Annotated in this window: 23 protein-coding genes; 12 read left to right on the top strand and 11 right to left on the bottom strand. The window is 60.6% G+C overall.

The features are described from left to right. Positions 1–262: 262 nt before the first annotated feature. The 4 genes from hrpA (at position 263) to ATH90_RS20910 (ending at position 6623) form a co-directional block, all read left to right on the top strand. Positions 263–4174, top strand: a complete 3912-nt coding sequence (hrpA, locus tag ATH90_RS20925; RefSeq protein WP_098467191.1) for an ATP-dependent RNA helicase HrpA — start codon at positions 263–265, stop codon at positions 4172–4174. 328 nt (positions 4175–4502) lie between these two features. Continuing rightward, the gene (locus ATH90_RS20920; protein ID WP_034108123.1) at positions 4503–5624 is read left to right on the top strand and encodes a beta-ketoacyl-ACP synthase III; all 1122 of its coding nucleotides are present in this window, start codon (positions 4503–4505) and stop codon (positions 5622–5624) included. A 145-nt stretch (positions 5625–5769) separates the two neighbouring features. Continuing rightward, the gene (locus ATH90_RS20915) at positions 5770–6384 is read left to right on the top strand and encodes an RNA polymerase sigma factor (protein WP_098467190.1); all 615 of its coding nucleotides are present in this window, start codon (positions 5770–5772) and stop codon (positions 6382–6384) included. Further along, positions 6378–6623, top strand: a complete 246-nt coding sequence (locus ATH90_RS20910) for an anti-sigma factor family protein (protein ID WP_034108120.1) — start codon at positions 6378–6380, stop codon at positions 6621–6623. The genes ATH90_RS20915 and ATH90_RS20910 overlap by 7 nt, the downstream gene beginning before the upstream one ends. Before the next feature lie 149 nt (positions 6624–6772). On the opposite strand, the gene ATH90_RS20905 is transcribed toward ATH90_RS20910, so the two are convergent. Beyond that, entirely contained in the window at positions 6773–8125 is a 1353-nt protein-coding gene (locus ATH90_RS20905) for a putative porin (RefSeq protein ID WP_034108118.1), read from the bottom strand. 283 nt (positions 8126–8408) lie between these two features. Here ATH90_RS20905 and ATH90_RS20900 point away from each other — a divergent pair, with 283 nt between their 5' ends. The 3 genes from ATH90_RS20900 to ATH90_RS20890 all read left to right on the top strand — a co-directional run bounded on the left by ATH90_RS20900 (position 8409) and on the right by ATH90_RS20890 (position 10116). Further along, a complete protein-coding gene (locus ATH90_RS20900; protein WP_098467189.1) occupies positions 8409–9533 on the top strand; it encodes a GNAT family N-acetyltransferase in 1125 nt (374 codons plus the stop codon). Positions 9534–9611: 78 nt separating this feature from the next. Beyond that, positions 9612–9890, top strand: a complete 279-nt coding sequence (locus tag ATH90_RS20895; RefSeq protein WP_098467188.1) for a BrnT family toxin — start codon at positions 9612–9614, stop codon at positions 9888–9890. Next, positions 9868–10116 carry a BrnA antitoxin family protein gene (locus tag ATH90_RS20890; protein WP_034108115.1) on the top strand — a complete coding sequence of 83 codons (249 nt, stop codon included), beginning with the start codon at positions 9868–9870 and terminating at the stop codon, positions 10114–10116. The genes ATH90_RS20895 and ATH90_RS20890 overlap by 23 nt, the downstream gene beginning before the upstream one ends. Before the next feature lie 56 nt (positions 10117–10172). Here the strand turns inward: ATH90_RS20890 and aqpZ are convergent, their stop codons facing one another. The 5 genes from aqpZ to ATH90_RS20860 form a co-directional block, all read right to left on the bottom strand. Continuing rightward, complete coding sequence (gene aqpZ, locus ATH90_RS20885) at positions 10173–10874, bottom strand: aquaporin Z (protein WP_034108114.1); 702 nt, start codon at positions 10872–10874, stop codon at positions 10173–10175. Between the two features lie 281 nt (positions 10875–11155). Continuing rightward, positions 11156–12988, bottom strand: a complete 1833-nt coding sequence (locus ATH90_RS20875; protein WP_069077972.1) for an ABC transporter ATP-binding protein — start codon at positions 12986–12988, stop codon at positions 11156–11158. A gap of 81 nt (positions 12989–13069) precedes the next feature. Beyond that, positions 13070–13633 (bottom strand): peptidylprolyl isomerase A, encoded by a 564-nt coding sequence (locus tag ATH90_RS20870; RefSeq protein WP_010208614.1) that lies wholly within the window; start codon positions 13631–13633, stop codon positions 13070–13072. 3 nt (positions 13634–13636) lie between these two features. After that, complete coding sequence (locus tag ATH90_RS20865) at positions 13637–14440, bottom strand: alpha/beta fold hydrolase (RefSeq protein ID WP_034108108.1); 804 nt, start codon at positions 14438–14440, stop codon at positions 13637–13639. 14 nt (positions 14441–14454) lie between these two features. Further along, on the bottom strand, positions 14455–15378 hold the full coding sequence (locus ATH90_RS20860) for a PA3225 family LysR-type transcriptional regulator (protein WP_034108106.1): 924 nt from the start codon (positions 15376–15378) through the stop codon (positions 14455–14457). 49 nt (positions 15379–15427) lie between these two features. Here ATH90_RS20860 and ATH90_RS20855 point away from each other — a divergent pair, with 49 nt between their 5' ends. The 3 genes from ATH90_RS20855 to ATH90_RS20845 all read left to right on the top strand — a co-directional run bounded on the left by ATH90_RS20855 (position 15428) and on the right by ATH90_RS20845 (position 17565). Continuing rightward, complete coding sequence (locus ATH90_RS20855) at positions 15428–15742, top strand: 3-phosphoglycerate kinase (RefSeq protein WP_034108105.1); 315 nt, start codon at positions 15428–15430, stop codon at positions 15740–15742. A 151-nt stretch (positions 15743–15893) separates the two neighbouring features. Next, positions 15894–16493: an FMN-dependent NADH-azoreductase gene (locus tag ATH90_RS20850; protein WP_034108103.1), complete on the top strand. Its 600-nt coding sequence runs from the start codon at positions 15894–15896 to the stop codon at positions 16491–16493. 202 nt (positions 16494–16695) lie between these two features. Further along, positions 16696–17565, top strand: coding sequence for a carboxylate/amino acid/amine transporter (locus ATH90_RS20845; RefSeq protein WP_098467187.1), 870 nt, complete (start codon positions 16696–16698; stop codon positions 17563–17565). On the opposite strand, the gene ATH90_RS20840 is transcribed toward ATH90_RS20845, so the two are convergent. Next, complete coding sequence (locus ATH90_RS20840) at positions 17562–18860, bottom strand: mechanosensitive ion channel family protein (RefSeq protein ID WP_034108099.1); 1299 nt, start codon at positions 18858–18860, stop codon at positions 17562–17564. The genes ATH90_RS20845 and ATH90_RS20840 overlap by 4 nt on opposite strands. Before the next feature lie 194 nt (positions 18861–19054). On the opposite strand from ATH90_RS20840, the gene ATH90_RS20835 reads away from it, so the two are divergent. Further along, positions 19055–20401 (top strand): DEAD/DEAH box helicase, encoded by a 1347-nt coding sequence (locus ATH90_RS20835; RefSeq protein WP_034108097.1) that lies wholly within the window; start codon positions 19055–19057, stop codon positions 20399–20401. 50 nt (positions 20402–20451) lie between these two features. Here the strand turns inward: ATH90_RS20835 and ATH90_RS20830 are convergent, their stop codons facing one another. Beyond that, positions 20452–20727 carry a hypothetical protein gene (locus tag ATH90_RS20830; protein WP_098467186.1) on the bottom strand — a complete coding sequence of 92 codons (276 nt, stop codon included), beginning with the start codon at positions 20725–20727 and terminating at the stop codon, positions 20452–20454. A gap of 153 nt (positions 20728–20880) precedes the next feature. Here ATH90_RS20830 and ATH90_RS20825 point away from each other — a divergent pair, with 153 nt between their 5' ends. Beyond that, the gene (locus tag ATH90_RS20825; protein WP_098467185.1) at positions 20881–21270 is read left to right on the top strand and encodes a transcriptional regulator; all 390 of its coding nucleotides are present in this window, start codon (positions 20881–20883) and stop codon (positions 21268–21270) included. A 111-nt stretch (positions 21271–21381) separates the two neighbouring features. On the opposite strand, the gene ATH90_RS20820 is transcribed toward ATH90_RS20825, so the two are convergent. From ATH90_RS20820 to ATH90_RS20810, 3 genes are all read right to left on the bottom strand, one after another. Continuing rightward, positions 21382–22248 (bottom strand): DUF6279 family lipoprotein, encoded by an 867-nt coding sequence (locus ATH90_RS20820; protein ID WP_098467184.1) that lies wholly within the window; start codon positions 22246–22248, stop codon positions 21382–21384. Positions 22249–22313: 65 nt separating this feature from the next. Continuing rightward, on the bottom strand, positions 22314–23036 hold the full coding sequence (locus ATH90_RS20815; protein WP_034108089.1) for a TorF family putative porin: 723 nt from the start codon (positions 23034–23036) through the stop codon (positions 22314–22316). 206 nt (positions 23037–23242) lie between these two features. Beyond that, on the bottom strand, positions 23243–23422 hold the full coding sequence (locus ATH90_RS20810) for a hypothetical protein (RefSeq protein ID WP_003193095.1): 180 nt from the start codon (positions 23420–23422) through the stop codon (positions 23243–23245). Positions 23423–23660: the final 238 nt, after the last annotated feature.

Here is a 23660-nt window from a genome sequence, read left to right as displayed (position 1 = left end):
GGGGATGTTCTGATTGGCCAGACGTATCTGGAGACTTATTGAAGCCTGACTCCCTCACCCATCAAATCGGACTTTCGCTTTTCAGCAGTACGAATGGGGCCCTAAGCGTTGTAGTAAAAGTCGCTATGGCGGTAGGCGCAGCAACCATCGCATCGTGATGGAGCGTCTCCGAACGTGTGGAAATCTGCGACAATCCCCCGATCCAATCGATTAATGCTGTGCAGGCCTCACCTGCCTTACCCAAAAGACTTTTGCCGACCTGATGACCGACCAAGCGCCCACTATCGACCAACTGCTCAAAAACCTCGATCACGCCATGCTCGCCGACCGCCACCGCTTGCGTCGGCAGCTGCTTGAGCTGCGCAAGAAGCCCGACGAGGAAAAGCTGGCGCAGTGGGTCGCGCGCATGCAGGCGTCCTGTGCCCAGGTCACGGCGCGGCGTGCCAGCCTGCCGGTGATTCGCTACGACGACAGCCTGCCGATTGCGGCCAAGCGCGATGAGATCAAAGAGGCACTGAACAAGCACCAGGTGCTGATCATTGCCGGTGAGACCGGTTCGGGTAAAACCACCCAGTTGCCGAAGATCTGCCTGGAAATCGGTCGTGGCCAGTTCGGCCTGATCGGTCACACCCAGCCACGCCGTATCGCCGCACGCAGCGTGGCCAGCCGGGTTGCCGAGGAGCTGGCGACACCGCTTGGCGCGCTGGTCGGCTATCAGGTGCGCTTCGAAGACCAAAGCGATTCCAACACGCTGATCAAGCTGATGACCGACGGTATCCTGCTGGCGGAAACCCAGAACGACCGCTACCTGGAACGCTACGACACGATCATCGTCGACGAAGCCCACGAACGCAGCCTGAACATCGACTTCCTGCTGGGTTACCTGAAAACCCTGCTGCCGCGTCGCCCGGACCTGAAGGTCATCATCACCTCGGCGACCATCGACCTGGAGCGCTTCTCCAAGCATTTCGACGATGCGCCCATTGTGGAAGTGTCGGGCCGTACCTTCCCGGTGGACACCTGGTACCGACCGCTGACCCTGGAGCAGGACGAAGAGGGCAACCGCGTCGATGATGACTTGACGGTTGACCAGGCGATCCTTGCCACCCTCGACGAAATCGCGGCTTATGAGCGCAGCGAGCGACGCAGCCCCGGCGATGTGCTGGTGTTTTTGCCGGGTGAGCGCGAGATCCGCGACGCCGCCGACATGCTGCGCAAGGCCCAGCTCAAGCACACCGAGATCCTGCCGCTGTACGCACGCCTGTCGCCGGCCGAACAGCAGCGCATTTTCCAGTCGCATCCGGGCCGGCGCGTGGTGCTGGCGACCAACGTCGCGGAGACCTCGCTGACCGTGCCGGGCATTCGTTATGTGATCGACAGCGGTACCGCGCGCATCAGCCGCTACAGCTACCGCGCCAAGGTGCAGCGCCTGCCGATCGAGGCGATTTCCCAGGCCAGCGCCAATCAGCGTAAAGGCCGCTGTGGTCGGGTCGAGCCGGGGATTTGCATCCGCTTGTACAGCGAGGAAGATTTTATCGGCCGTCCGGAGTTCACCGACCCGGAAATTCTGCGCACCAACCTCGCTGCCGTGATCCTGCAGATGCTGCACCTGCGCCTTGGCGAAATCACCGACTTCCCGTTTATCGAGCCGCCTGACGGCAAGGCCATCAGCGACGGTTTCAACCTGCTGCAAGAGCTGTCGGCGGTTGACCGCAACAGCCAGCTCACCCCGCTGGGCCGTCAGTTGGCGCGCCTGCCGGTAGACCCGCGCATGGGCCGCATGTTGCTCGAAGCGGCCAAGCTCGGCAGCCTGCAGGAAGTGCTGATCGTCGCCAGCGCCATGTCGATCCAGGACCCACGCGAGCGCCCGCCGGAGCGTCAACAGGCCGCCGACCAGGCTCATGCTCAATGGAAAGACCCGGATTCGGATTTCGCCGGCTTGGTCAACCTATGGCGCGGTTTCGAAGAGCAGCGCCAGGAACTGACGGCCAGCCCGCTGCGTAACTGGTGTCGCAAGAACTTCCTCAATTATCTGCGCCTGCGCGAGTGGCGTGATTCTCATCGTCAGTTGAGCCTGATCTGCCGCGACATGCAGTTGACGGTCAACAAAGAGCCGGCGGACTTCCCGAAACTGCACAAGGCGGTGTTGTCCGGCCTGCTCAGCCAGATCGGCCAGAAGACTGAAGACGGCGATTACCTCGGCGCGCGTCAACGGCGTTTCTGGATTCACCCCTCGTCGGGCATCGGCAAGAAGCGTCCGCAATGGTTGATGACCGCCGAGTTGGTGGAGACCACCAAGCTGTATGCGCGCATGGTGGCCAAGATCGACGCCGACTGGATCGAGCCGCTGGCCGGGCACCTGATCAAGAAAAACCACTTTGAGCCCCACTGGGAGAAGAAACGCGGCCAGGTCGTGGCCTTTGAGCAGATCACCCTGTTCGGGCTGATCGTGGTCGGCCGTCGCCCGGTGCATTACGGGCCGATTGACCCGGTGGTGTCCCGCGAGTTGTTTATCCGCGAAGGCCTGGTGCGTGGCGAGATCCAATCGCGGGCTAAATGCCTCACCGCCAACCAGCAGTTGCTGGAGCAACTCGACGAACTGGAAGCCAAGGCGCGCCGTCGCGATATCCTGGCGGATGAAGAAACGCTGTTCGCCTTCTACGATGCGCGTTTGCCGGCGGAGATTCACCAGACCGCGACCTTCGACAGCTGGTACAAGGTCAACAGCCAGAAAGACCCGCAATTGCTGATCATGCGCGAGGAAGACGTGCTGGCCCGCGAGGCCAGTGAAGTCACCGCCGCGCATTACCCGGACACCCTGCACCTGGGCGACCTGGAACTGGCGTTGAGTTACCACTTCGAACCCAACCACCCGCGTGACGGCGTGACCCTGCGCGTGCCGGCACCGTTGCTGCCGGCGCTGCCGCCCGAGCGCCTGGAGTGGCTGGTGCCCGGGGTGATCGAAGCCAAGTGCATCGCCCTGGTGCGCAACCTGCCCAAGGCGCTGCGCAAGAATTTCGTGCCGGTGCCGGACTTCGTCAAGGCCGCCCTGCAACGCATCGAATTCGGCCAGGGCTCGTTGCCCCAGGCGCTGGGCCGCGAGTTGCTGCGCATGACCGGGGCACGGGTCAGCGATGAGGCCTGGGCCGAAGCCGCGCAGCAGGTCGAAAGCCACCTGAAGATGAACCTGGAAGTGGTCGACGGCCAGGGTAAGTTCCTCGGCGAAGGCCGCGACCTGGCTGAGCTGACGGCGCGGTTTGCCGAGGCCAGCCAGGCCGCGCTGGCCGTGCCGCAGACTGCGAAAAGCCAACAGCCGGTGGAAGCCAAGGTATTTGCGGCGGTGGCCGAAAAGACGCAGCAGAAGATCGCCGGGCTGTCGATGACGGTGTACCCGGCGCTGGTGGAAGACAATGGCACGGTCAAGGAAGGGCGCTTCTCCACCGCCGCCGAGGCTGAGTTCCAGCATCGCCGTGCGTTGCAGCGCCTGCTGATGCAGCAACTGGCGGAACCGGCGAAATTCCTGCGCGGCAAATTGCCGGGCCTGACCGAACTGGGGCTGATGTACCGCGAACTGGGGCGTATCGATGCGCTGGTAGAAGACATTCTGCTGGCCAGCCTCGACACGTGCGTGTTGGAAGGCGAAGCCAGCCTGCCGCGTGACGGCGCCGGTTTGGCGGCCTTGGCCGAGCGCAAGCGCGGCAGTTGGACAGAACACGCCGAACGGCTGGCGCGCCTGACCCTGGAGGTGCTGAAACTCTGGCATGGCTTGCAAAAACGCTTCAAAGGCAAGATCGACCTGGCCCAGGCCGTGGCCTTGAACGACATCAAGCAGCAGTTGAGCAACCTGGTCTACCCAGGGTTTGTGCGGGAAACGCCGGCGCCGTGGTTCAAGGAGTTGCCGCGTTACCTCAAGGCCATCGAGTTGCGCCTGGAGAAATTGCCCAGCCAGGTGCAAAAAGACCGGGTTTGGAGCGGCGAACTGGGCGGTCTGTGGACGCAGTATGAAAACCGTTTGAAAAAACATGCCCAGGAAGGCAAGCGCGATCCCCAGCTGGAGCTGTATCGCTGGTGGTTGGAGGAATATCGGGTGTCATTGTTTGCCCAGCAGTTGGGGACCAAGGTGCCGATTTCCGACAAGCGCCTGAGCAAGCAATGGAGTTTGGTAGACGCCTGAACCTTTCCCGGTTTCCCAGGCGAGGCAGGTCCAGTGTAGGCGCGGGCTTGCTCGTGATGCGGCCATTCAGTTGACACCTGCGTGACTGAAGCGCCGCTTTCGCGAGCAAGCCCGCTCCCACATTAAAATGGGCTCATCTGCGAGATGGCGCCAAATGCCGGGGTTTGTGGCAAACTTCGCGGTTATAAATGCCGGGATCGTCGTGAAGGGCTGCGACGCGATGGAATAAAGCGATGCCAGTTTGGTGTCCGCGGTGCGGAATCGGACTACTTACAGTTTGGTACGACGGTACCAATATCTTCTGCCTGACAGATTTAGAGGAACGACCGTGCATAACGTCGTCATCAGCGGCACTGGCCTGTACACCCCGGCCAACAGCATCTCAAACGAAGAGCTGGTGCAGTCTTTCAATGCCTACGTGCATCAGTTCAACAGCGACAATGCCGACGCCATCGAGCGCGGTGAAGTGCAGGCGCTGACTGAATCCAGTGCAGCCTTCATCGAAAAAGCCTCGGGTATCAAGAGTCGCTTCGTGATGGACAAAGACGGCATTCTCGACCCTCAGCGCATGACCCCACGCCTGCCCGAGCGCAGCAACGATGAGTGGTCGGTACTCTGCCAGATGGCCGTCGGCGCCGCTGAACAAGCCCTGCAGCGCGCCGGCAAGACCGCCGCTGACATCGACGGTGTGATCGTCGCCTGTTCCAACCTGCAGCGCGCCTACCCGGCCATCGCCATTGAAGTCCAGGAAGCCCTGGGCATCGAGGGTTTTGGATTTGACATGAACGTGGCGTGTTCCTCGGCCACCTTCGGCATCCAGAATGCCGCCAACAGCATCCAGCTGGGGCAGGCGCGGGCGATCCTGATGGTCAACCCGGAAGTCTGCACCGGTCACCTGAACTTCCGCGACCGCGACAGTCACTTCATCTTTGGTGACGCGGCCACTGCCGTGGTCCTGGAGCGTGCCGACCTGGCGACCTCCAAGCATCAGTTCGACGTGGTAAGCACCAAGCTGCTGACCAAGTTCTCCAATAACATCCGTAACAACTTCGGTTTCCTCAACCGCACTGCGCCAGAGGGTGTCGGCGCGCCAGACAAGCTGTTCGTACAGGAAGGCCGCAAGGTGTTCCGTGATGTGTGCCCGATGGTGGCTGAGCTGATTGGCGTGCACCTGGAAGAAAACCAGCTGAACGTGGCCGATGTGAAACGCTTCTGGCTGCACCAGGCCAACCTGAGCATGAACCACCTGATCGTGAAGAAACTGCTGGGCCGTGAAGCGTCGGTGGAAGAAGCACCGGTGATCCTCGATACCTACGCCAACACCAGCTCGGCGGGGTCGGTGATTGCGTTCCACACCTACCAGGATGACCTGCCCGAGGGCTCCATTGCGGTGCTCAGTTCGTTCGGCGCGGGTTACTCGATCGGCAGCGTGATCCTGCGCAAACGCTGATCGAGCGGGTTAACACCGTCAAGTGTGGGAGCCGGGCTTGCCGGCGATGCAGGCACCTCGGTCTGTCAGTCAGGTCAAGGTGATGCCATCGCAGGCAAGCCAGCTCCCACATCGATTGCATTCCCACAGTGGGACTGAGGTAGACATGGCAGCAGCGGACGACGCGCACCTGCTTGAACGGCTGCTCCAGGGTGAGCAACGGGCCTTCAAGGAGCTGGTCACCACCTACCAGAGCGCCATGCGGGCGGTGGCGTATGCCATCGTCGGCCAGCGCCACGCCGATGAAGTCGTGCAGGATGCGTGGCTGTCGGTGGTGCGCAACCTGTCCAAGTTCGAAGGGCGTTCCAGCCTAAAGACCTGGCTGCTGACCATTACCGCCAACGCCGCCAAGGGGCGCTACAAGCAGAATCGACGCGAGGTATTGCTCGACGACCTGCCTTCGCCCCATGGCACGATCGGCGATGATCGCTTCACCCCCGACGATGGGCACTGGGCGGTAGCGCCCTACGCCTGGCACCAGGACACCCCGGAAGCCCTGCTGACCGAGGATGAGCTGCGTAAATGCCTGGAGCATACGTTGCTGAGTCTGTCGGCGTTGCAAAGCAGCGTGCTCGTGCTGCGTGAACGCCAGGGCCTGGAGTTGGAAGAAATCTGTAATCTTCTGACGCTGTCGCTCTCCAATGTCCGTGTGCTGTTGCATCGAGCACGGCTTAAAGTCTTCGCGACGGTGGAGCATTTTGAGGAAACGGGCGAATGTTGACCTGTAAAGAACAAGTGGCACGTTCCAGTGACTATCTCGATGGGCAACTGACCTTTCGCGAGCGTCTGCTGGTGCGTCATCACTTGATGTTTTGCCCGAACTGCCGGCGCTTTATCCGTCAGATGCGCCTCATGCAGGCAACCCTGAAGATCATGCCGGACGAGCCGGTAGAGGGTGTGGATGCCCTGGCGCAGCGGCTGGCTGCCGAGCGGCTCAAGGATCACAAAGACGGGGAATAACCAGGCTCGCGTGGGGGGAGCGGACGGATGATGGGGACCGGCCCACCCACGCAAGGCTGTTAAGGAAGCAGCTTCAAGCGGTTAGCTCAAAGCTGCGAGTGGCCTGCTCTTCCTTGAAGCGTGTAGCTTGAAGCGTTCAGCGATCTTTCTTAGAACTTCGCTTCTGCGTCCAACTGCAGGGTATTGGCGTTGGCATCGCGATAGCCAGTGGCGCTGGCGTAGTCCGCTTTGGTCAGGAAGTATGTGGCGCCGATGGCAAAGTTCTTGTCGATGTCGTAACCGACTTTGAACTTGTGACCGCGTGCACCGGTAAAGCCGCCGGCGAAGTCCGAGTCGGTGAAGGCACCCACCACCGCATACCGTTGTACATCGCGGTAGTTGTAGTCCAGGTTGAAGCCGAACACTTTGGACTTGGCACCGAGCAGCCAGGCGGTGTCCTTGTCTTTATCCGTGGCCTTGGTGTTTTGCACGTACTGGCCATAGAACGACAACGGAACAGCCAGGCCGCCGATATCCACTTGGCTGAAGCCTTCGTACAGGCGGTACTCGCTGGCATTGCCGGCCGTGGTATTCGCCACGGTTTCGCTTGGGGTCAAGCAGCCAGGCGTGGTGCCGGTGGTGGTCGGGCAACGGCTGTCTTCATCGTTCTGGAAGGCATAGACGCTGCCGCCCAGGGTCAGTTTCAGATTGTCGGTCAGCGAGAAACGAGAGCCCAACTGGCCGGCGGTCATGCGCAGGTCATTGCGAAACTGCACGCCGTCGCCGTTGACGTTGTCCTTGAGGCTGTAGTTACCCAGGCTGCCGAACAGCTCGGCGCTGCTGCCCACTGGGTATTTGTAGGTCAGGGCCAGGCCTTCCGGGTTGATATCGCTGTCCCAGATCACGTCACCCATGCTGACCCAAGGTTGCAGCATTTTGCCGCCGATCACGTGCAGGTTCTTGATTTGGGTCGGGTGGTAGTCGATGTAGCCCAGGTCCAGCCAGATCGACTTCTTGTTGAAGTAGCCATCCAGATCCTGGTTGGTGGAGCGAGCGTCGTCACTGCTGCCGGTGGCGACACGAATGCCGGTGTCGACTTGCGAGTTGATCTCGGTGAACGCGCCCAGGCGGGCACGGATACGCTCGCGGTCCTTGTCCTTGCCGCCATTGTTGGGGGTGCCGTCGATCTTGATGGTCTCGTGGCGGAAGCGCACGTCGCCCTTGAGCTGGGTTTTGGCAGCCCAGGCCAGCTTCTGGTCGAAACTGCTCAGCTCATTGGTTTTCTTCGCGGTGGCCGCGATCTGTTCGTTGGTCTCTTGTTGAGCTTGCCGTGCGATCTGCTGTTCTTTCTGGTCTTTGGCCAATTCGCTTTGCAGTTCGGTGTACTGCGCAGCGGTGATCTGGCCGTTGGCCTTGAGCATGTCGAGCAATTTAGCGTCGACTGCAGCGCTGGCTGGAACGCTCAGGGCCAGTAGCAGGCCACCGCACAGGACCGCCGCAGTTTTAGTGGAAGCAAGACGCATATCAATCTCCGAAAGTGAGGAGGGATGGCAGACCATCCAGGACACAACCGACCGATGACGGACGGAAAAATAACCACCTGCTAGAACCAGGCGCTCTAAAAACAGGCGTCAGTATCACGATCGTTTATGACGACGCAGTGGCGAAGTGATGTCATCTACATGACAAATTTTTCATGTTCGGAACTATTGTTTTAGAGCCTTGTCGCGCGAAACGGGGGTGTGCGATGTCCGGCGATCAGCGATACTCGCCAAGCTTTCACGCCCTGAAGTAGTGAGGATGCCGATGCCGTTGCAACGCCTGGACAGCTTGTCCGAAATCGCCCCGCAGGCCTGGGATGCCTTGGTGCCACAGGCCCAGCCGTTCGTGCGCCATGCCTTCCTGAGCGCCTTGGAAGACAGCGCCAGCCTGGGCCCGCAATCGGGCTGGCAGCCGGAGCACCTGTTGCATTGGGAGGGCGATCGGCTGGTGGCAGCGTTACCCAGTTATCGCAAGTGGCACTCTTACGGCGAGTACGTGTTCGATCACGCCTGGGCCGATGCCTGTGAGCGTGCCGGTATCGACTATTATCCCAAGCTGCTGACGGCGGTGCCCTTCAGCCCTGTGAGCGGTCCGCGTCTGTTGGCCGCCAGTGCTGATGAGGGTTTCGAGCTGCTCAAGAGCCTTCCGGGCTACCTGGAGATCGAAGGGCTTTCCAGTGCCCATATCAACTTCACAGATGACCTGGCCGACGCTGCACTGGCCCAGCAACCGGGTTGGTTGCAGCGCCTTGGTTGTCAGTTTCACTGGCAGAACCGTGGCTACCGCGACTTCCAGGACTTCCTCGACGCCCTGAGCTCTCGCAAGCGCAAGCAGATGCGCAAAGAGCGCGAACAGGTGGCGGGGCAGGGCATCGATTTCGAGTGGCTGCAAGGCCATGAGCTGAGCGAAGCGCAATGGGACTTTGTCTACGCCTGCTACGCCAACACCTACGCTGTGCGCCGCCAATCGCCCTACCTGACCCGCGCGTTTTTCAGCCTGCTGGCCGAGCGCATGCCCGAGGCGATCCGCGTGGTGCTGGCCAAACAAGGCACACGCCCGGTGGCCATGGCCTTCAGCCTGATCGGTGGCGACAGTTTCTACGGCCGCTACTGGGGCTGCCTGGCCGAGTTCGACCGCCTGCACTTCGAAACCTGCTTCTACCAGGGCATGGACTACGCCATCGCCCACGGCCTGCAACGTTTCGACGCGGGCGCACAGGGCGAACACAAGTTGATTCGCGGGTTTGAACCGGTGATTACGCGGTCGTGGCACTACCTGCGCCATCCGGGGCTGAAGAATGCCGTTGAGGATTTCCTGGAGCGCGAGCGGATTGGGATCGCGGCATATGCCGAGGAGGCGAGGGCAGCCCTGCCTTATCGGCAGGGCTGAGTCCACCGGTCGGGTAGCGCTTTCCTGAACGGCTGAGATCGCTACCCTGTATGTACAAAAGTACATACAGGATGTGCCATGTTATTTGAGTGGGATGAGTCCAAAAATAAAGCCAATATTGTTAAGCACGGCATCGATTTCAATGACGTCCCAGATATCTTTAGGCACCCAATGCTGGCCTTACGCGATGATCGAGCGGATTATGGCGAGGAGCGTTGGATTAGTATTGGCTGGATCAAATTGTTAATGGGTGTGGTCGTATACACCGAGCGATGTGGTGACGTGATCCGTATCATCTCCGCCCGAAAAGCAACCAAGAAGGAGGCCAAATATTATGACGCAAACATCGAAAACTGATTGGGAGCGCTTGGCCAAGATGAATGATAAAGAGATCGATACCAGCGATATTCCTGAGCTGGATGCCGATTTTTTCCGGCATGCAGAGTTACGTGTTCCAGTGAAGCAGGCGGTCACTATCCGGCTGGATGCTGATGTGCTGGAGTGGTTCAAAGGTCAAGGGTCTGGTTACCAGACGCGTATCAACCAGCTATTGCGCCAGTACATGCAGGCCCATCAAGGGTGAGAGTCCGCCCTATGAGGGCAGCCCTGCCTTATCGGCAGGGCTGAACCCGTTTTGCCTCAGCCTGGCGCCTCCTCGCCCAGCCAACGGTAGGTGAGCCCACCGGTTACCGCGCCGAGCATCGGCGCGAGCCAGAACATCCACAATTGCTGGATCGCCCACCCGCCGACGATCAGTGCCGGGCCCGTACTGCGGGCCGGGTTGACTGATGTGTTGGTGACGGGGATGGAGATCAGGTGGATGAGTGTCAGCGCCAGCCCGATCGCGATGGGCGCGAGGCCCGGTGGGGCGCGACGGTCGGTGGCGCCGAGGATGATCAACACGAACATGGCAGTCATCACCCACTCAGTGACAAACCCCGCCGCCAACGAATAACCGCCCGGCGAATGTTCGCCATAGCCGTTGGACGCCAGGCCTGATGCCAGTTCGAACCCCGGTTTGCCGCTGGCGATGAAATACAACAGCGCAGCGGCGATGGTGCCACCGACGACCTGCGCCACGATGTACGCCGGTAACTCCCTGGCCGGAAACCTTCCGCCCACGACCAGCCCCACCGATACCGCCGGGTTGAGGTGACATCCGCTGATATGCCCAATGGCGAACGCCATGGTCAGCACTGTGAGCCCGAACGCCAGGGCTACGCCCAACAACCCGATCCCGACTGCGGGAAATGCTGCGGCCAACACCGCACTCCCGCACCCACCCAACACCAGCCAAAACGTACCCAGCCCCTCTGTGATTGAACGCTTGAACAAAGACATGCAGCCCGTCCTTGATAGATCGCTCTACCCAATCAGTAAATCAGTGATGCTCCCTGCAGATTTACTTCAGCGCCCGTCTGGGCACTGCACTGATTACAGCAGGGTTGGGGCACAAATCCAGGGCATGAAAAACGCCAGGGCTCTTTGGATCAGGGCGACTGGCGCAAATCAAGTGGTGGGAGCTGGCTTGCCTGCGATAGCGATGGGGCAGTATCGGGGGGGCTGGCTAGTAGACTGACATCGCAGGCAAGCCAGCTCCCACACGGGGTCGGGGTGATGTTTCAGTCAATACCCACAAACCCACCGGTCTGGTGCTGCCACAACCGCGCATACAAGCCGCCGTGGGCCAGCAACTCGGCGTGGCTGCCACTCTCGGCAATCTGGCCTTTCTCCAGCACCACCAGGCGGTCCATCCGCGCAATGGTCGACAACCGGTGCGCGATCGCGATCACCGTCTTGCCCTGCATCAGGGTTTCGAGGCTTTCCTGGATCGCCGCTTCCACTTCCGAATCCAGCGCAGAGGTGGCTTCGTCCATGATCAGGATCGGCGCATCCTTGAGCAGTACGCGGGCGATGGCGATACGTTGGCGCTGCCCACCGGAGAGCTTCACCCCGCGCTCACCCACGTGTGCGTCCAGCCCGGTGCGGCCCTCGGAGTCCGACAGCAGCGGGATGAACTCATCGGCACGCGCCTTGTGCACTGCGGCCCAGAGTTCTTCGTCGGTGGCGTCGGGTTTGCCGTAGAGCAGGTTATCGCGGATCGAACGGTGCAGCAGCGAGGTGTCCTGGGTGATCATGCCGATCTGCTCGCGCAGGGTTTCCTGGGCCACTTCGGCGATGTCCTGGCCGTCGATCAGGATGCGCCCGCCTTGCAGGTCGTAGAGACGCAGCAGCAGGTTGACCAGGGTCGACTTGCCCGCGCCGGACGGGCCGATCAGGCCGATCTTCTCACCGGCCTTGATCTCAAGGTTGAGGCCACCAATGATGCCGCTCTTCTTGCCGTAGTGGAAATCCACCTGCTCAAAGCGCACTTCGCCATGGGGCACGCTCAGGCGCGGGGCGTTGTCGCGGTCGATCACGGCCAGTGGCTGTGCGATGGTTTTCAGGCCGTCCTGCACCTGGCCGATGTTTTCGAAAATGCCATTGACCACCCACATGATCCATCCGGACATGTTGACGATACGAATCACCAGGCCGGTGGCCAGGGCAATCGCGCCCACCGAGATCAGCGACTGCGTCCACAGCCATAGCGCAAGGCCGGTGGTGGTGACGATCAGCAGGCCGTTCATGGTGGTGATCACGATGTCCATGCTGGTGACCACGCGGCTGGCCAGCTGGGTTTTCTCGGTCTGCTCGATGATCGCTTCCTTGGCGTATTCCTGCTCGTACTGGGTATGGGCGAACAGCTTCAAGGTGGTGATGTTGGTGTAGCCGTCGACGATACGGCCCATCAGTTTCGAGCGTGCCTCGGAGGAAATCACCGAGCGCTCCTTCACCCGCGGTACGAAATAGCGCAGCGCCAGGCTGTAGCTGACGATCCAGGTCACCAGCGGGATCATCAGGCGCCAGTCGGCCTCGGCGAACAGCACCAGGGAACTGACGGCATAGATTGCCACGTGCCAGATCGCATCCACCGCGGCCACGGCGGAGTCGCGCAGCGAATTGCCGGTTTGCATGATGCGCTGGGCAATCCGCCCGGCGAAGTCATTCTGGAAGAAGTTGATGCTCTGCTTGAGCACGTAGCTGTGGTTCTGCCAACGAATCAGGCTGGTCATGCCGGGGCTGATGGTCTGGTGCACCAGCAGGTCATGCAGGGCGCCGAAGATCGGGCGCAGCAACAGGGCGACCACGGCCATCCAGATCAGCTCGGTGCTGTGCTGTTGGAAGAAGTTGGCCGGCGGCGTGCCCTGGGCCAGGTCGATGATGCGACTCAGGTAGCTGAACAGCGCCACTTCGATCAGCGCACCGATCAGGCCCACCACCAGCAAGGCAGCGAAATGCGGCCATACCTGGCGCAGGTAGTAGAGGTAGAAGGGCAGGACTTTATCGGGCGGGGCGGCGCTGGGGGCGTCGCGGAAAATATCGATCAGTTGTTCAAAACGACGATAGAGCATTAAGTATGACGCCCGCAGGGCGGGCTCTCCTTTCAAATGCGCGCGCGGCCTTGTGGGCTGCGCGCGGAACTACCTGCTACCTCAGTCGATGCGCTTGGCCGACTTGATGTACACAGGATCGATTGGCACGTTCTGCATGCCCTGCTTGGTAGTGGTCTGCGAATTGACGATCACATCGACCACGTCCATGCCCTTGACCACCTTGGCGAACACGGCGTAACCGGCGTCGCGGCCCGGATCGAGGAAGGCATTGTCGGCGACGTTGATGAAGAATTGGCTGGTGGCCGAATTCGGATCGTTGGTACGTGCCATGGACAAGGTGCCACGTACGTTATGCAGGCCGTTGCTGGCCTCGTTCTTGATCGGGTCCTTGGTTGGCTTCTGGGTCATTGCCTGGGTGAAGCCGCCGCCCTGGACCATGAAGCCCGGGATGACACGGTGGAAAATCGTGTTGGTGTAGAAGCCGCTGTCGACATAGGCGAGGAAGTTCTTGGTGCTGATCGGCGCCTTGACCGGGTCGAGTTCGATCTCGATGTCGCCATTGGTGGTGGTGATCAGGACGTGAGGCGCCTTGGCGGGTTCGGCCGCCATCAGGTTGGCAGCGAACAAAACAGAACCGGCAAAGAAGGCGATTTTTTTCAGCATGGGTCAGTGATCCTGGGTAGTGGTTTCGACGGTCTTTAGAAAATCGAGCAGGGTTGCGTTAAAGACTTCGGGTTGATCCAAGGGCGTGGCATGGCGAGAATCTTCGATCACCACCAGTCGCGCATCGGGCAGCAGTTTTACATAGTTTTCTTTTTGCGCCACGGGGGTGTAGTCGTGGTCGGCGCTGATGACCAGGGTTGGACAGGTGACCCTGGAAAGTCGTTCCTGGACGCCCCAGCCCACAATCGCATCGAAGCTGGCGAGATAAGCACGTTTGTCGTTCTTTGCCCAGCGTTCGGCCATCTTGCGGCGCAGGTCGGCCTGGTGTGGCTTGGGAAACAAGCGGTCGCCCAAGGCCTTGCCGATGGTATCCAGGCTGAGCACGCGCGCCAGGCTCCAGCGTTTGGCCCATTGCCAATAATCGTCGACACTGCGCACCTTCACCTGCGGCGCGCTGTTGACGATGCACAGGCTTTTGACGCGTGCAGGTTCGTCCACGGCCAACTGGAAGGCGATCATGCCGCCCATGGACAACCCCACCACATGGGCGGGCGGCAGGTCCAGGTGTTCGATCAGCGCCAGCAGATCAAAGGTGAAGCCCTGGATGCTGTAGCGTTCGCGGGGTTTGTCCGAGCGCCCATGGCCACGCACGTCCACCACGACCAGGCGGTAATGCCGGGCGAGCACCGGCACCTGCAGTTCCCAATCCTGGCTGCTGGAGCCCAGGCCGTGGATCAGGATCAGCGGCGTGCCGTGGCCGTATTCCTCGTAGTGCAGGCTGCATCCTTCATGGTCGAACCAGGCCATGCATGAACTCCGTTTCAGGCTTGCTGGGGGGCGGCGAAAGGCGCGTCCAGTGGGGCGGTATCAAAGGTGCGCAGCAGTTCCACGAGGATCTGCGTCGCCGGGCCCAGGGGTTTGTCTTTGTTCGAATACAGGTAGAACGTTGGATTGCGGCTGCCGCCTTTTTCCAAGGGTAGCTGCTTGAGCAGGCCTTCCTTGAGTTCGCGCTCGATCAGGTGGCGAGGCAACCAGGCAAAGCCCAGGCCGCTGCTGACGAACGTGGCGGCGGTGGCCAGGCTGCCGACCGTCCAGCGCTGTTCGGCGCCGAGCCAACCCACATCCCGCGGTTGCTGGCGGCCGGAGTCGCGAATGACCACCTGCATCTGGCTTTCCAGGTCCTGGAAGCTCAGTTCGCGGTTCAGGCGATGGAGCGAGTGGTCGGGGTGGGCCACGGCGATGAATTCCACATCGCTCATTTCCGTGCCCAGGTAGCCGGGGATGATGAACCCGCTGATGGCCAGGTCGGCCATGCCATCGAGCAGCAGTTCCTCGACGCCCGACAACACCTCTTCACGCAGGCGCACGCGGCAACCGCGACTTTGCGGCATGAACGCGGTGAGCGCCCGGACCAGGCGCGCATTCGGATAGGCCGCGTCTACCACCAGCCGCACCTCGGCTTCCCAGCCCTGTTCCATATGGTGGGCGAGGTCTTCCAGCTGGCTGGCGTTTTTTACCAGTTGCCGCGAGCGACGCAACAGCACTTCACCGGCGTCGGTGAGCACTGCCTTGCGCCCATCGATGCGCAGCAGCGGCACACCGAGCTGGTCTTGCATGCGGGCCACGGTGTAGCTCACCGAGGACTGCGAACGGTGCAGCGCTTCAGCCGCCTGGGCGAAGCCACCATGGTCGACCACGGCCTGCAGCGTGCGCCATTGATCGAGGGTAACGCGGGGCGCTTTCAAGATGGGTTCCTCTTGTCCTAAGCTAGCAGTCCTTATTGGAGACTGCCGAATGAGAAAATTCTGTTGTGTGTTGCTGGCGTTGCTGCCGATGAGCGCGTTCGCGTACCCCATCGACGTCACTAAAAAGATCGACGGCGTGAGCATCGATTACACCGCCTCCGACGTGGATGGCGATATCAGCTCGATCCAACTGAATAACTACGGCACCCAGGACGCCGTTTGCTCGGTAACCTTCACCAACGGCCCGGAATCGCCGCGCCGCAGGACTGTCACGGTGCCAGCGGGCAAAAGCACCAACACCACGGCCAAGTTCAACCGCGCCATTATCAAGATGCGTATCGCCCTGGCCTGCTCACCGAAGTAGTACGGCAGCGGAGCATGCTGACAGCAATGCTCCGCTTATAAACAAATTTATAGATGGGTTATAGCAGTTTTTTGCGCTTTTTTATCGAATTGGCTCTGTTTAATCTTCACTCCATCGACTTACAGCAATTACAGATGGAGCCTACAAAGCCATGTCCAATGTTCTGATCATCGAAAGCAGCGCCCGCCAGCAGGATTCGGTTTCCCGCCAACTGACCCAGCAGTTCATCAGCCAGTGGCAGGCCGCGCACCCGGCGGATCAGATCACCGTGCGTGACGTGGCCCTCAACCCGGTCCCGCACCTGGACGCCAACTTGCTGGGTGGCTGGATGAAACCTGCGGATCAGCGCAACGAAAGTGAGCAAGTCTCTCTGGATCGCTCCGACGAATTGACCAACGAACTGCTGGCCGCCGACGTCCTGGTGATGGCCGCACCGATGTACAACTTCGCCATCCCCAGCACCCTCAAAGCTTGGCTGGACCACGTGTTGCGGGCCGGCGTGACGTTCAAGTACACCGCCACCGGACCCCAGGGTTTGCTGACCGGCAAGCGCGCCTTCGTGCTCACCGCTCGCGGCGGCATCCACACCGGCGCCAGCTCCGATCACCAGGAACCGTACCTGCGTCAGGTCATGGCTTTTATCGGGATTCATGACGTCACCTTCATTCATGCTGAAGGGGTGAACCTCAGTGCAGACTTCCAGGAGAAGGGCATCAACCACGCCAAGGCGTTGTTGGCACAGGTCGCCTGATCCTTTAATCGCCAGATAATCCCGCGATGTTTATCTAGTCCCACGCAAACCCTTCAAGTACGCGTAACGAACCTCCCTTTGCACTTTTGCTCCTGAGTGCTCCTGCCCGACTGACGCTTTAGCGAGGTCGGGTTTTTTTTGCCCCGAGTTTCTTCAACCGCCGAAAACCTTTAATGTCCCGCCCATTCGAAATGAGGCGCGCATGGGCTACTTACTGGTTGTTACCCTGATTCAGGCATTTTCCTTCAGCTTGATCGGCGAATACCTCGCCGGTCACGTCGACAGCTACTTCGCCGTGCTGGTGCGCGTGCTGCTCGCCGGGTTGGTTTTCATCCCGCTGACCCGCTGGCGCTCGGTGGAGCCGGCGTTCATGCGCGGCATGCTGGTGATCGGCGCGCTGCAGTTTGGCGTGACCTACGTGTGCCTGTACCTGAGCTTTCGCGTGCTCACGGTGCCAGAGGTGCTGCTATTCACTATCCTCACGCCGCTGCACGTGACCCTGATCGAAGATGCCCTCAACCGTCGCTTCAACCCCTGGGCGCTGATCGCCGCGCTGGTGGCGGTGGCGGGCGCGGCGGTGATCCGCTTCGACCAGATCACGCCGCACTTCCTTGGGGGCTTCTTGCTACTGCAACTGGCCAACTTCACCTATGCCGCCGGGCAGGTCATGTACAAGCACCTAGTGGCGCGTTATCCGAGCGATTTGCCGCACTATCGGCGTTTTGGTTACTTCTATGTGGGCGCGTTGCTGGTGGTGTTGCCGGCGTTCCTGCTGTTCGGCAAGGCTGACTTCCTGCCGGACGCGCCACTGCAATGGGGCGTGCTGGTGTTCCTTGGCCTGGTCAGCACTGCGCTGGGGATGTACTGGTGGAACAAGGGGGCGTGCCTGGTACAGGGTGGCACGCTGGCGGTGATGAACAACTTGCATGTGCCGGTGGGCTTGCTGCTCAACCTGCTGATCTGGAACCAGCACGAACCGCTGGGCCGTTTGGCCCTGGGTGGGTTGGTGATTGTGGGGGCGGTGTGGCTCAGTCGGTTGGGCGTGAAGTCGCCCAACCGCTCCGTGGCTTAGATCGAGCGACTTTCCGGGGCCGGCAGCTGGCTGGCCCCCATCACCGCCGGCAAGATGCCCGCCCGCAGGTCGTTGCCGCTTGGTTGTTGATACAGGCTCAAGCCAAACTCGGGCAACACCGCCAGCAAGTAATCGAAGATATCCCCCTGTATGCGCTCGTAATCGGCCCACGCCGTGGTACGGGTAAAGCAGTAGATCTCCAGCGGCACGCCCTGGGCGGTGGTCTGCATCTGGCGCACCATGCAGGTCATGTTCGGTTGGATGTCCGGGTGGCTTTTCAGATAAGCCAGGGCATAGGCACGGAAGGTGCCGAGGTTGGTCATGCGGCGGCGGTTGGCCGACAGTTGCGCACTGTGGCCCTGTGCTTCGTTCCAGGCCTTGAGCTCAGCCTGCTTGCGCCCGATGTAGTCGGTGAGCAGGTGTACCTGGGTCATGCGCAGTTCTTCATCGTCACGCAGGAAGCGCACACCGCTGGCATCGATGAACACGCTGCGCTTGATACGGCGTCCGCCGGACGCCTGCATGCCGCGCCAGTTCTTGAACGACTCGGACATCAGGCGCCAGGTGGGGATGGAGACGATGGTCTTGTCGAAGTTCTGCACCTTAACCGTGTGCAGGGTGATGTCCACCACGTCACCGTCGGCGCCGACCTGGGGCATTTCGATCCAGTCGCCGACCCGCAGCATGTCGTTGCTGGTCAACTGCACGCTGGCGACGAACGACAGCAGGGTGTCCTTGTACACCAACAGGATCACCGCCGACATCGCACCGAGACCTGACAGCAGCAACAGGGGCGAGCGGTCGATCAGGGTGGCGACGATGATGATCGCGCCAAACACGAACAGCACCATCTTCGCCAACTGCACATAGCCCTTGATCGAGCGGGTGCGCGCGTGCTCGGTGCGGGCGTAGATGTCGAGCAAGGCGCTGAGCAGGGCGCTCATGGCCAGCACCAGGAACAGAATGGTCAGCGCCAGGGCGACGTTGCCGATGAACAGGATGGCGGTCTTGCTCAGGTCCGGCACCAGGTAAAGGCCGAACTGGATCACCAGGGACGGCGTCATCTGCGCCAGGCGATGGAAGACTTTGTTGTGCCGCAGATCGTTGAGCCAGTGCAGGGCCGGCTGCCGGCCGAGCAGTTTGACGGCGTGGAGGATGAGGTAACGCGCCACGCGCCCGAGCAACAGGGCCACCACCAGCAGTACCAGCAAACCGAGGCTGGCGTGCAGCAGTGGGTGTTCATCGAGGGCGCCCCAGAGGTCCTGGGCGTTGAGCCAGAGCTGTTTGATATCCATGGGTGAAAACGATTCTTCTGTTGGGACAAGACGGGGCGATTAGAGCATTTAAGTGCATCAAAGTTGACGTCGCGGACAAATACCCTGACAAAAAAGCAGCTCAATAGCACCGTTCGCGTAAAGAAACTCGGTTTGGACGCCCGAAACCGGTAACCTATGCAGCTGATTTTTTGTATTTCTTCGAGGTAGCACCCGTGTTTTCCCAATTCGCCCTGCACGAACGCCTGCTCAAAGCCGTGGCCGAGCTTAAATTTGTCGAGCCTACGCCTGTGCAAGCAGCGGCCATCCCGCTCGCGCTCGAAGGGCGTGACCTGCGGGTGACGGCTCAAACCGGTAGCGGCAAGACCGCCGCTTTCGTCCTGCCGATCCTGCATCGCTTGATCGGCCCGGCCAAAGTCCGCGTGAGCATCAAGACCCTGATCCTGCTGCCAACCCGCGAGCTCGCCCAGCAGACCCTGAAGGAAGTGGAGCGTTTCTCGCAGTTCACCTTCATCAAGTCCGGCCTGATCACCGGTGGCGAAGACTTCAAGGTCCAGGCTGCCATGCTGCGCAAGGTGCCGGACATTCTGATCGGCACCCCGGGCCGCATGATCGAGCAGCTCAACGCCGGCAACCTCGACCTCAAGGAAGTCGAAGTGCTGGTGCTCGACGAAGCCGACCGCATGCTCGACATGGGCTTTGCCGACGACGTACAGCGCCTGGTGGGCGAATGCGTCAACCGCCAGCAGACCATGCTGTTCTCCGCCACCACCGGCGGTTCGACCTTGCGTGAGATGGTCGCCAAGGTGCTGAACAACCCTGAGCACCTGCAGGTCAACAACGTCAGCGACCTCAACGCGACGACGCGCCAGCAGATCGTCACCGCTGACCACAATGTGCACAAAGAGCAGATCCTCAATTGGCTGCTGGCCAACGAGACCTATCAGAAAGCCATCGTGTTCACCAACACCCGCGCTGCCGCCGACCGCATCTACGGTCGCCTGGTCGCCCAGGAATACAAGGCGTTCGTGCTGCACGGCGAGAAAGACCAGAAGGATCGCAAACTGGCCATCGACCGCCTCAAGGCTGGCGGCGTGAAGATCCTCGTGGCTACCGACGTTGCCGCGCGCGGCCTGGACGTGGATGGCCTGGACCTGGTGATCAACTTCGACATGCCGCGCAGTGGCGACGAATACGTACACCGTATCGGCCGTACCGGGCGTGCCGGCAATGATGGCCTGGCCATCTCGCTGATTTGCCACGGTGACTGGAACCTGATGTCGAGCATCGAGCGCTACCTCAAGCAGTCGTTCGAGCGGCGCACCATCAAGGAAGTCAAAGGCACCTACACCGGGCCGAAGAAGGTCAAGGCGTCGGGCAAGGCTGTCGGCGTGAAGAAGAAAAAGACTGACGCCAAGGGCGACAAAAAGAAGACCGGGGCCAAGTCACCGACCAAGCGCAAGATCGCCAACCGTCCGAAGACCGACAACCTGTCGCTCGTCAGCAAGGACGGCATGGCGCCACTCAAGCGCCGCAAGCCGGAAGCGCCAGCGGCTGAATAAGCGTCTTGTGACATAAAAAAACCGGACGTTTGTCCGGTTTTTTTTCGCCATCAGTTTTTGGCTTTAGCCGCGGCTTCTTTGAGTTCCTTGAGCCGGGCGTCGATCAACTGGCATTTGTCGGGGAACTCCGCGCTTTGCGTATCCAGGTCCATCTTCTGCAGCTCGTCGTTCATCTCCTTGGCCTTGGTCGGGTTCTGTTCGGTCAGTTTGGCCACTTCCTGGGCCAGTTGCTCACGCTTGGCCGTGGCCTCATCGGGCGTACAGGCCCAGGCGGGCAGGGCGGCGGCTAGCGTGGCGACGATGGCCAGGTTCATCAGGGTTTTCATGGGCAGACCTCCTTGGCGGTTATGTGCTGTTGAGGCCGCGAACGTCTGGAAAGTTCAGAGAAATGACGTCCGTCTATTCGGCTGAACGGCCAGTGACGCGACCTGTCACAACCTTGACGGGCTACTTTCCACCAGCCTGCAGGAGGAATCAGGATGACGACTTACAACTGGGATCTGATCGAACGTCTGCTGCATGAAGTGCAGAACGGCGAGGGCAGCTTCGCCCCGCGCAAATACGCCGAGCAGGAGGCGGCCGAAAAGGCCACGGCGGGCGAGTCCACCGGCAACCTCGACGCGCTCAAGAAGACCGCCGCGGATTATGAAGCGCTGCTGTTCAAGCGTGGCTTTATCGAATCACGCCCCGAGGAAGAGGGCGGTAATGGCGAGAATTTCATCCTGACGGCGCTCGGTGCTCAGTTGTTGGCGCTGATCGACAGCTCGATTCCCGGCAATGACCATCCGCGTCAGGTGCTGGATGAGCAGGTGGATGCGCTGGATCCCGCAACCTTTACCGAGGTGGCGTCCAAGGCTCAGATTGCCTGAGTGACCACCATGCGGGCGAGTGTGGGGGCGGGTGTGCTCACGAAAGCGGGTGTCAGGCATTGCAATTGGCACTGACGCATCGCTTTCGCGAGCAAGCCCGCTCCCCGCTGTTTAGCTCGCAGTGGCCTTGAGGCATTTAAGCGCCTTGAAGTCGCTGCGTACGCCGTCGATTTTCTGCGTCAGCTTCAGTCGCTGTTGGACGGTGCTTTGCGCCATCAGATCCACGATCAGGCTGCGTGCTGCGGCTTCGGTCTGCGCATAGGCGACGCGGTATTCTGGCGTCCATAGGCTTTCCCGATCTACCAGCAATTGCTGCATCTTCTGCGCGAAATCAGCGTCCGTGCGGTGCTTCACGGCGTCGATAAATTGCGCCTGCCAGTGCGCGCGGTTGCCGATCCATTGCTGGTTTTGTTCTCCAAGGCCAATGGACCAGGCCGTGACCCGGTTTTTCTGGCTGTCACTCAGGGGACCCATCCATGCATCCAGGCGCTTATTCATCCGCTCGGCGCGTTGCTGGATCTGCTTGGCCAGCGGCGGCTTGAGGTATTCGTCCTGGCGCTTGCGCAGGTCCTTGGCCAGGGCGTCGTTCATTTCCGCGACCTGCTGGTCGTCCAGCCCTTGCAACAACTCAATGGCCGACGGCGTAATTTCGCGGGCGACTTCAGCAATGGCTTTTTTGGCTTCGGTGGTGCGGGTCTGCAACGCGGCGTCGGTGACCTTGTTGTCGTCGACCATCTGCTGCAGGCGATCCAGCCAGTCCAGGTAGCCCGGAAGCTGTGTGGTGCAGTGCCAGGCCAGGTGCTCCTTGAGTGTGTCGTTGAACCAACTTTTCTGCCCGGCGTTCATGTCCAGGTAGTCGTTGAGTGTCCAAGGGATGATCACGTCCAGGTTGCGATAGGCCAGGCCCACGCGATTACAGCCAGCGAGCACGAGGCTCAGTGTCAGTAATACCACCAGTAATTTGAGCCGACGCAGCATGGGCGGGTCCTTCGCAATGTGGGTTATTGCATGTGAACCTGCGCCGGGTGCGACAGTTCAGCCCATTAATAAAACGACCGCGCAGCCTTCAGCGTCAACAGGCCATCGCATTGCGAATTGTGTCCGGAATAGGCCGAGCAATCTCCGCCGCTCAGGCTGGAATCGCTGTAGATAAGGTTCAGGTCAACGCCCATCCACTCGCGGGAGAACTGCACTGACCAGTCGCTGAAGGTGCGAATGGAGCCGCCGTCCACCGACACCGGTGTACCCAGCTGGTGGGTGGTGTATTTCATGCTGACCCCGATGCCGAAGGGCTGCGTCCCGCCGAGGTCGGCGAACAGGGTGCTGTCCTGACGGTCCGGGTCGTTGCTGAAGGATGCGCCAAAGCGATTGCCCAATAGGTTCAGGCCGCCGTAGAACTCCTGGCTGTCGAGGGGGCTGAGCGTGGGGTAGCTGTAGTGGATCAAGCCCACTTCGTAGCCCAAGGTCTGGTCGAAGGGGTGTTTGAACCCCATGTAGGAGTCGACTTCGAGGTTGCTGGATGAGGACAGGCCCATGTTCGGTGAGAACTGACCGAAGTACAGGCCGCTGTCGTGGCTCAGGTCCAGCCCGCCGTGGAACGAGTCGCTGCCGGGGGACGTCGGCTTGACCAGGCCCTGGGCCATGCTGCGACTGGGCGTAGTGCCTAATTTCAGGTCGAAGTCGCCCAATTCGCGCTGAAAGATCTGCGCTTCGGCGAGAGGGCTGGCAACCAGGGCACCGACCAGGACTATGCAGGATTTGAACATGCTTCACTCCATGAAAAGCGAGGAGCAGTGACGGAGAAAATCGGGCAGATGCCCGTGCTAGACGTGTGCAAGCATACCGGCGAATGCCCGCAGATGAGGCCCGTTCGTCGATTAGCGTGGTTGTGAAAGGGTGGGGATCGTGTTTCGGGGTCTAGTCCTAGCGCCTTGAAGGCAAGACGCGTAGGGACCAGGAGTGTTGCGCGGTATTACTTTTTACCCAGGCTGATCTGCTTGGATGGGCCGAATGTCTGGCCACTGACGCCCTTGGCAATTTGCTGGATTTCGCCGCCGGACTTGAGGAACGCAGCAATCTGGCTGTTGATCGACTCGCTGGTTTCAACGGCGGGAGCTGGCTTTGCTTTGCTGTTGGATGCTTTTACGCGCATGGCGGCCACTAACCTGTAGAAAATTAACTTGGCCAGGCATCGTACAGGAAATACTTGACAATTGCTTGGTAAATATCCTCCGGGAATAAGTGCCGGGGCCGGAAACAGTCATAGTTAATCTTTGAAATAAGCCTCTAACTTGCTGTTTTAACTGGAAACCATTGGCGCTGGGGACGGTTGGCAGTGCTTGAAAATTCAGCCGATCGATCAGACGAGCGGGGGCGTGCCACTGGAAGGC

It is taken from the genome of Pseudomonas lurida (assembly GCF_002563895.1).
GTDB lineage: Bacteria > Pseudomonadota > Gammaproteobacteria > Pseudomonadales > Pseudomonadaceae > Aquipseudomonas > Aquipseudomonas lurida.
This window is presented reverse-complemented; position numbering and strand designations above follow the sequence as displayed.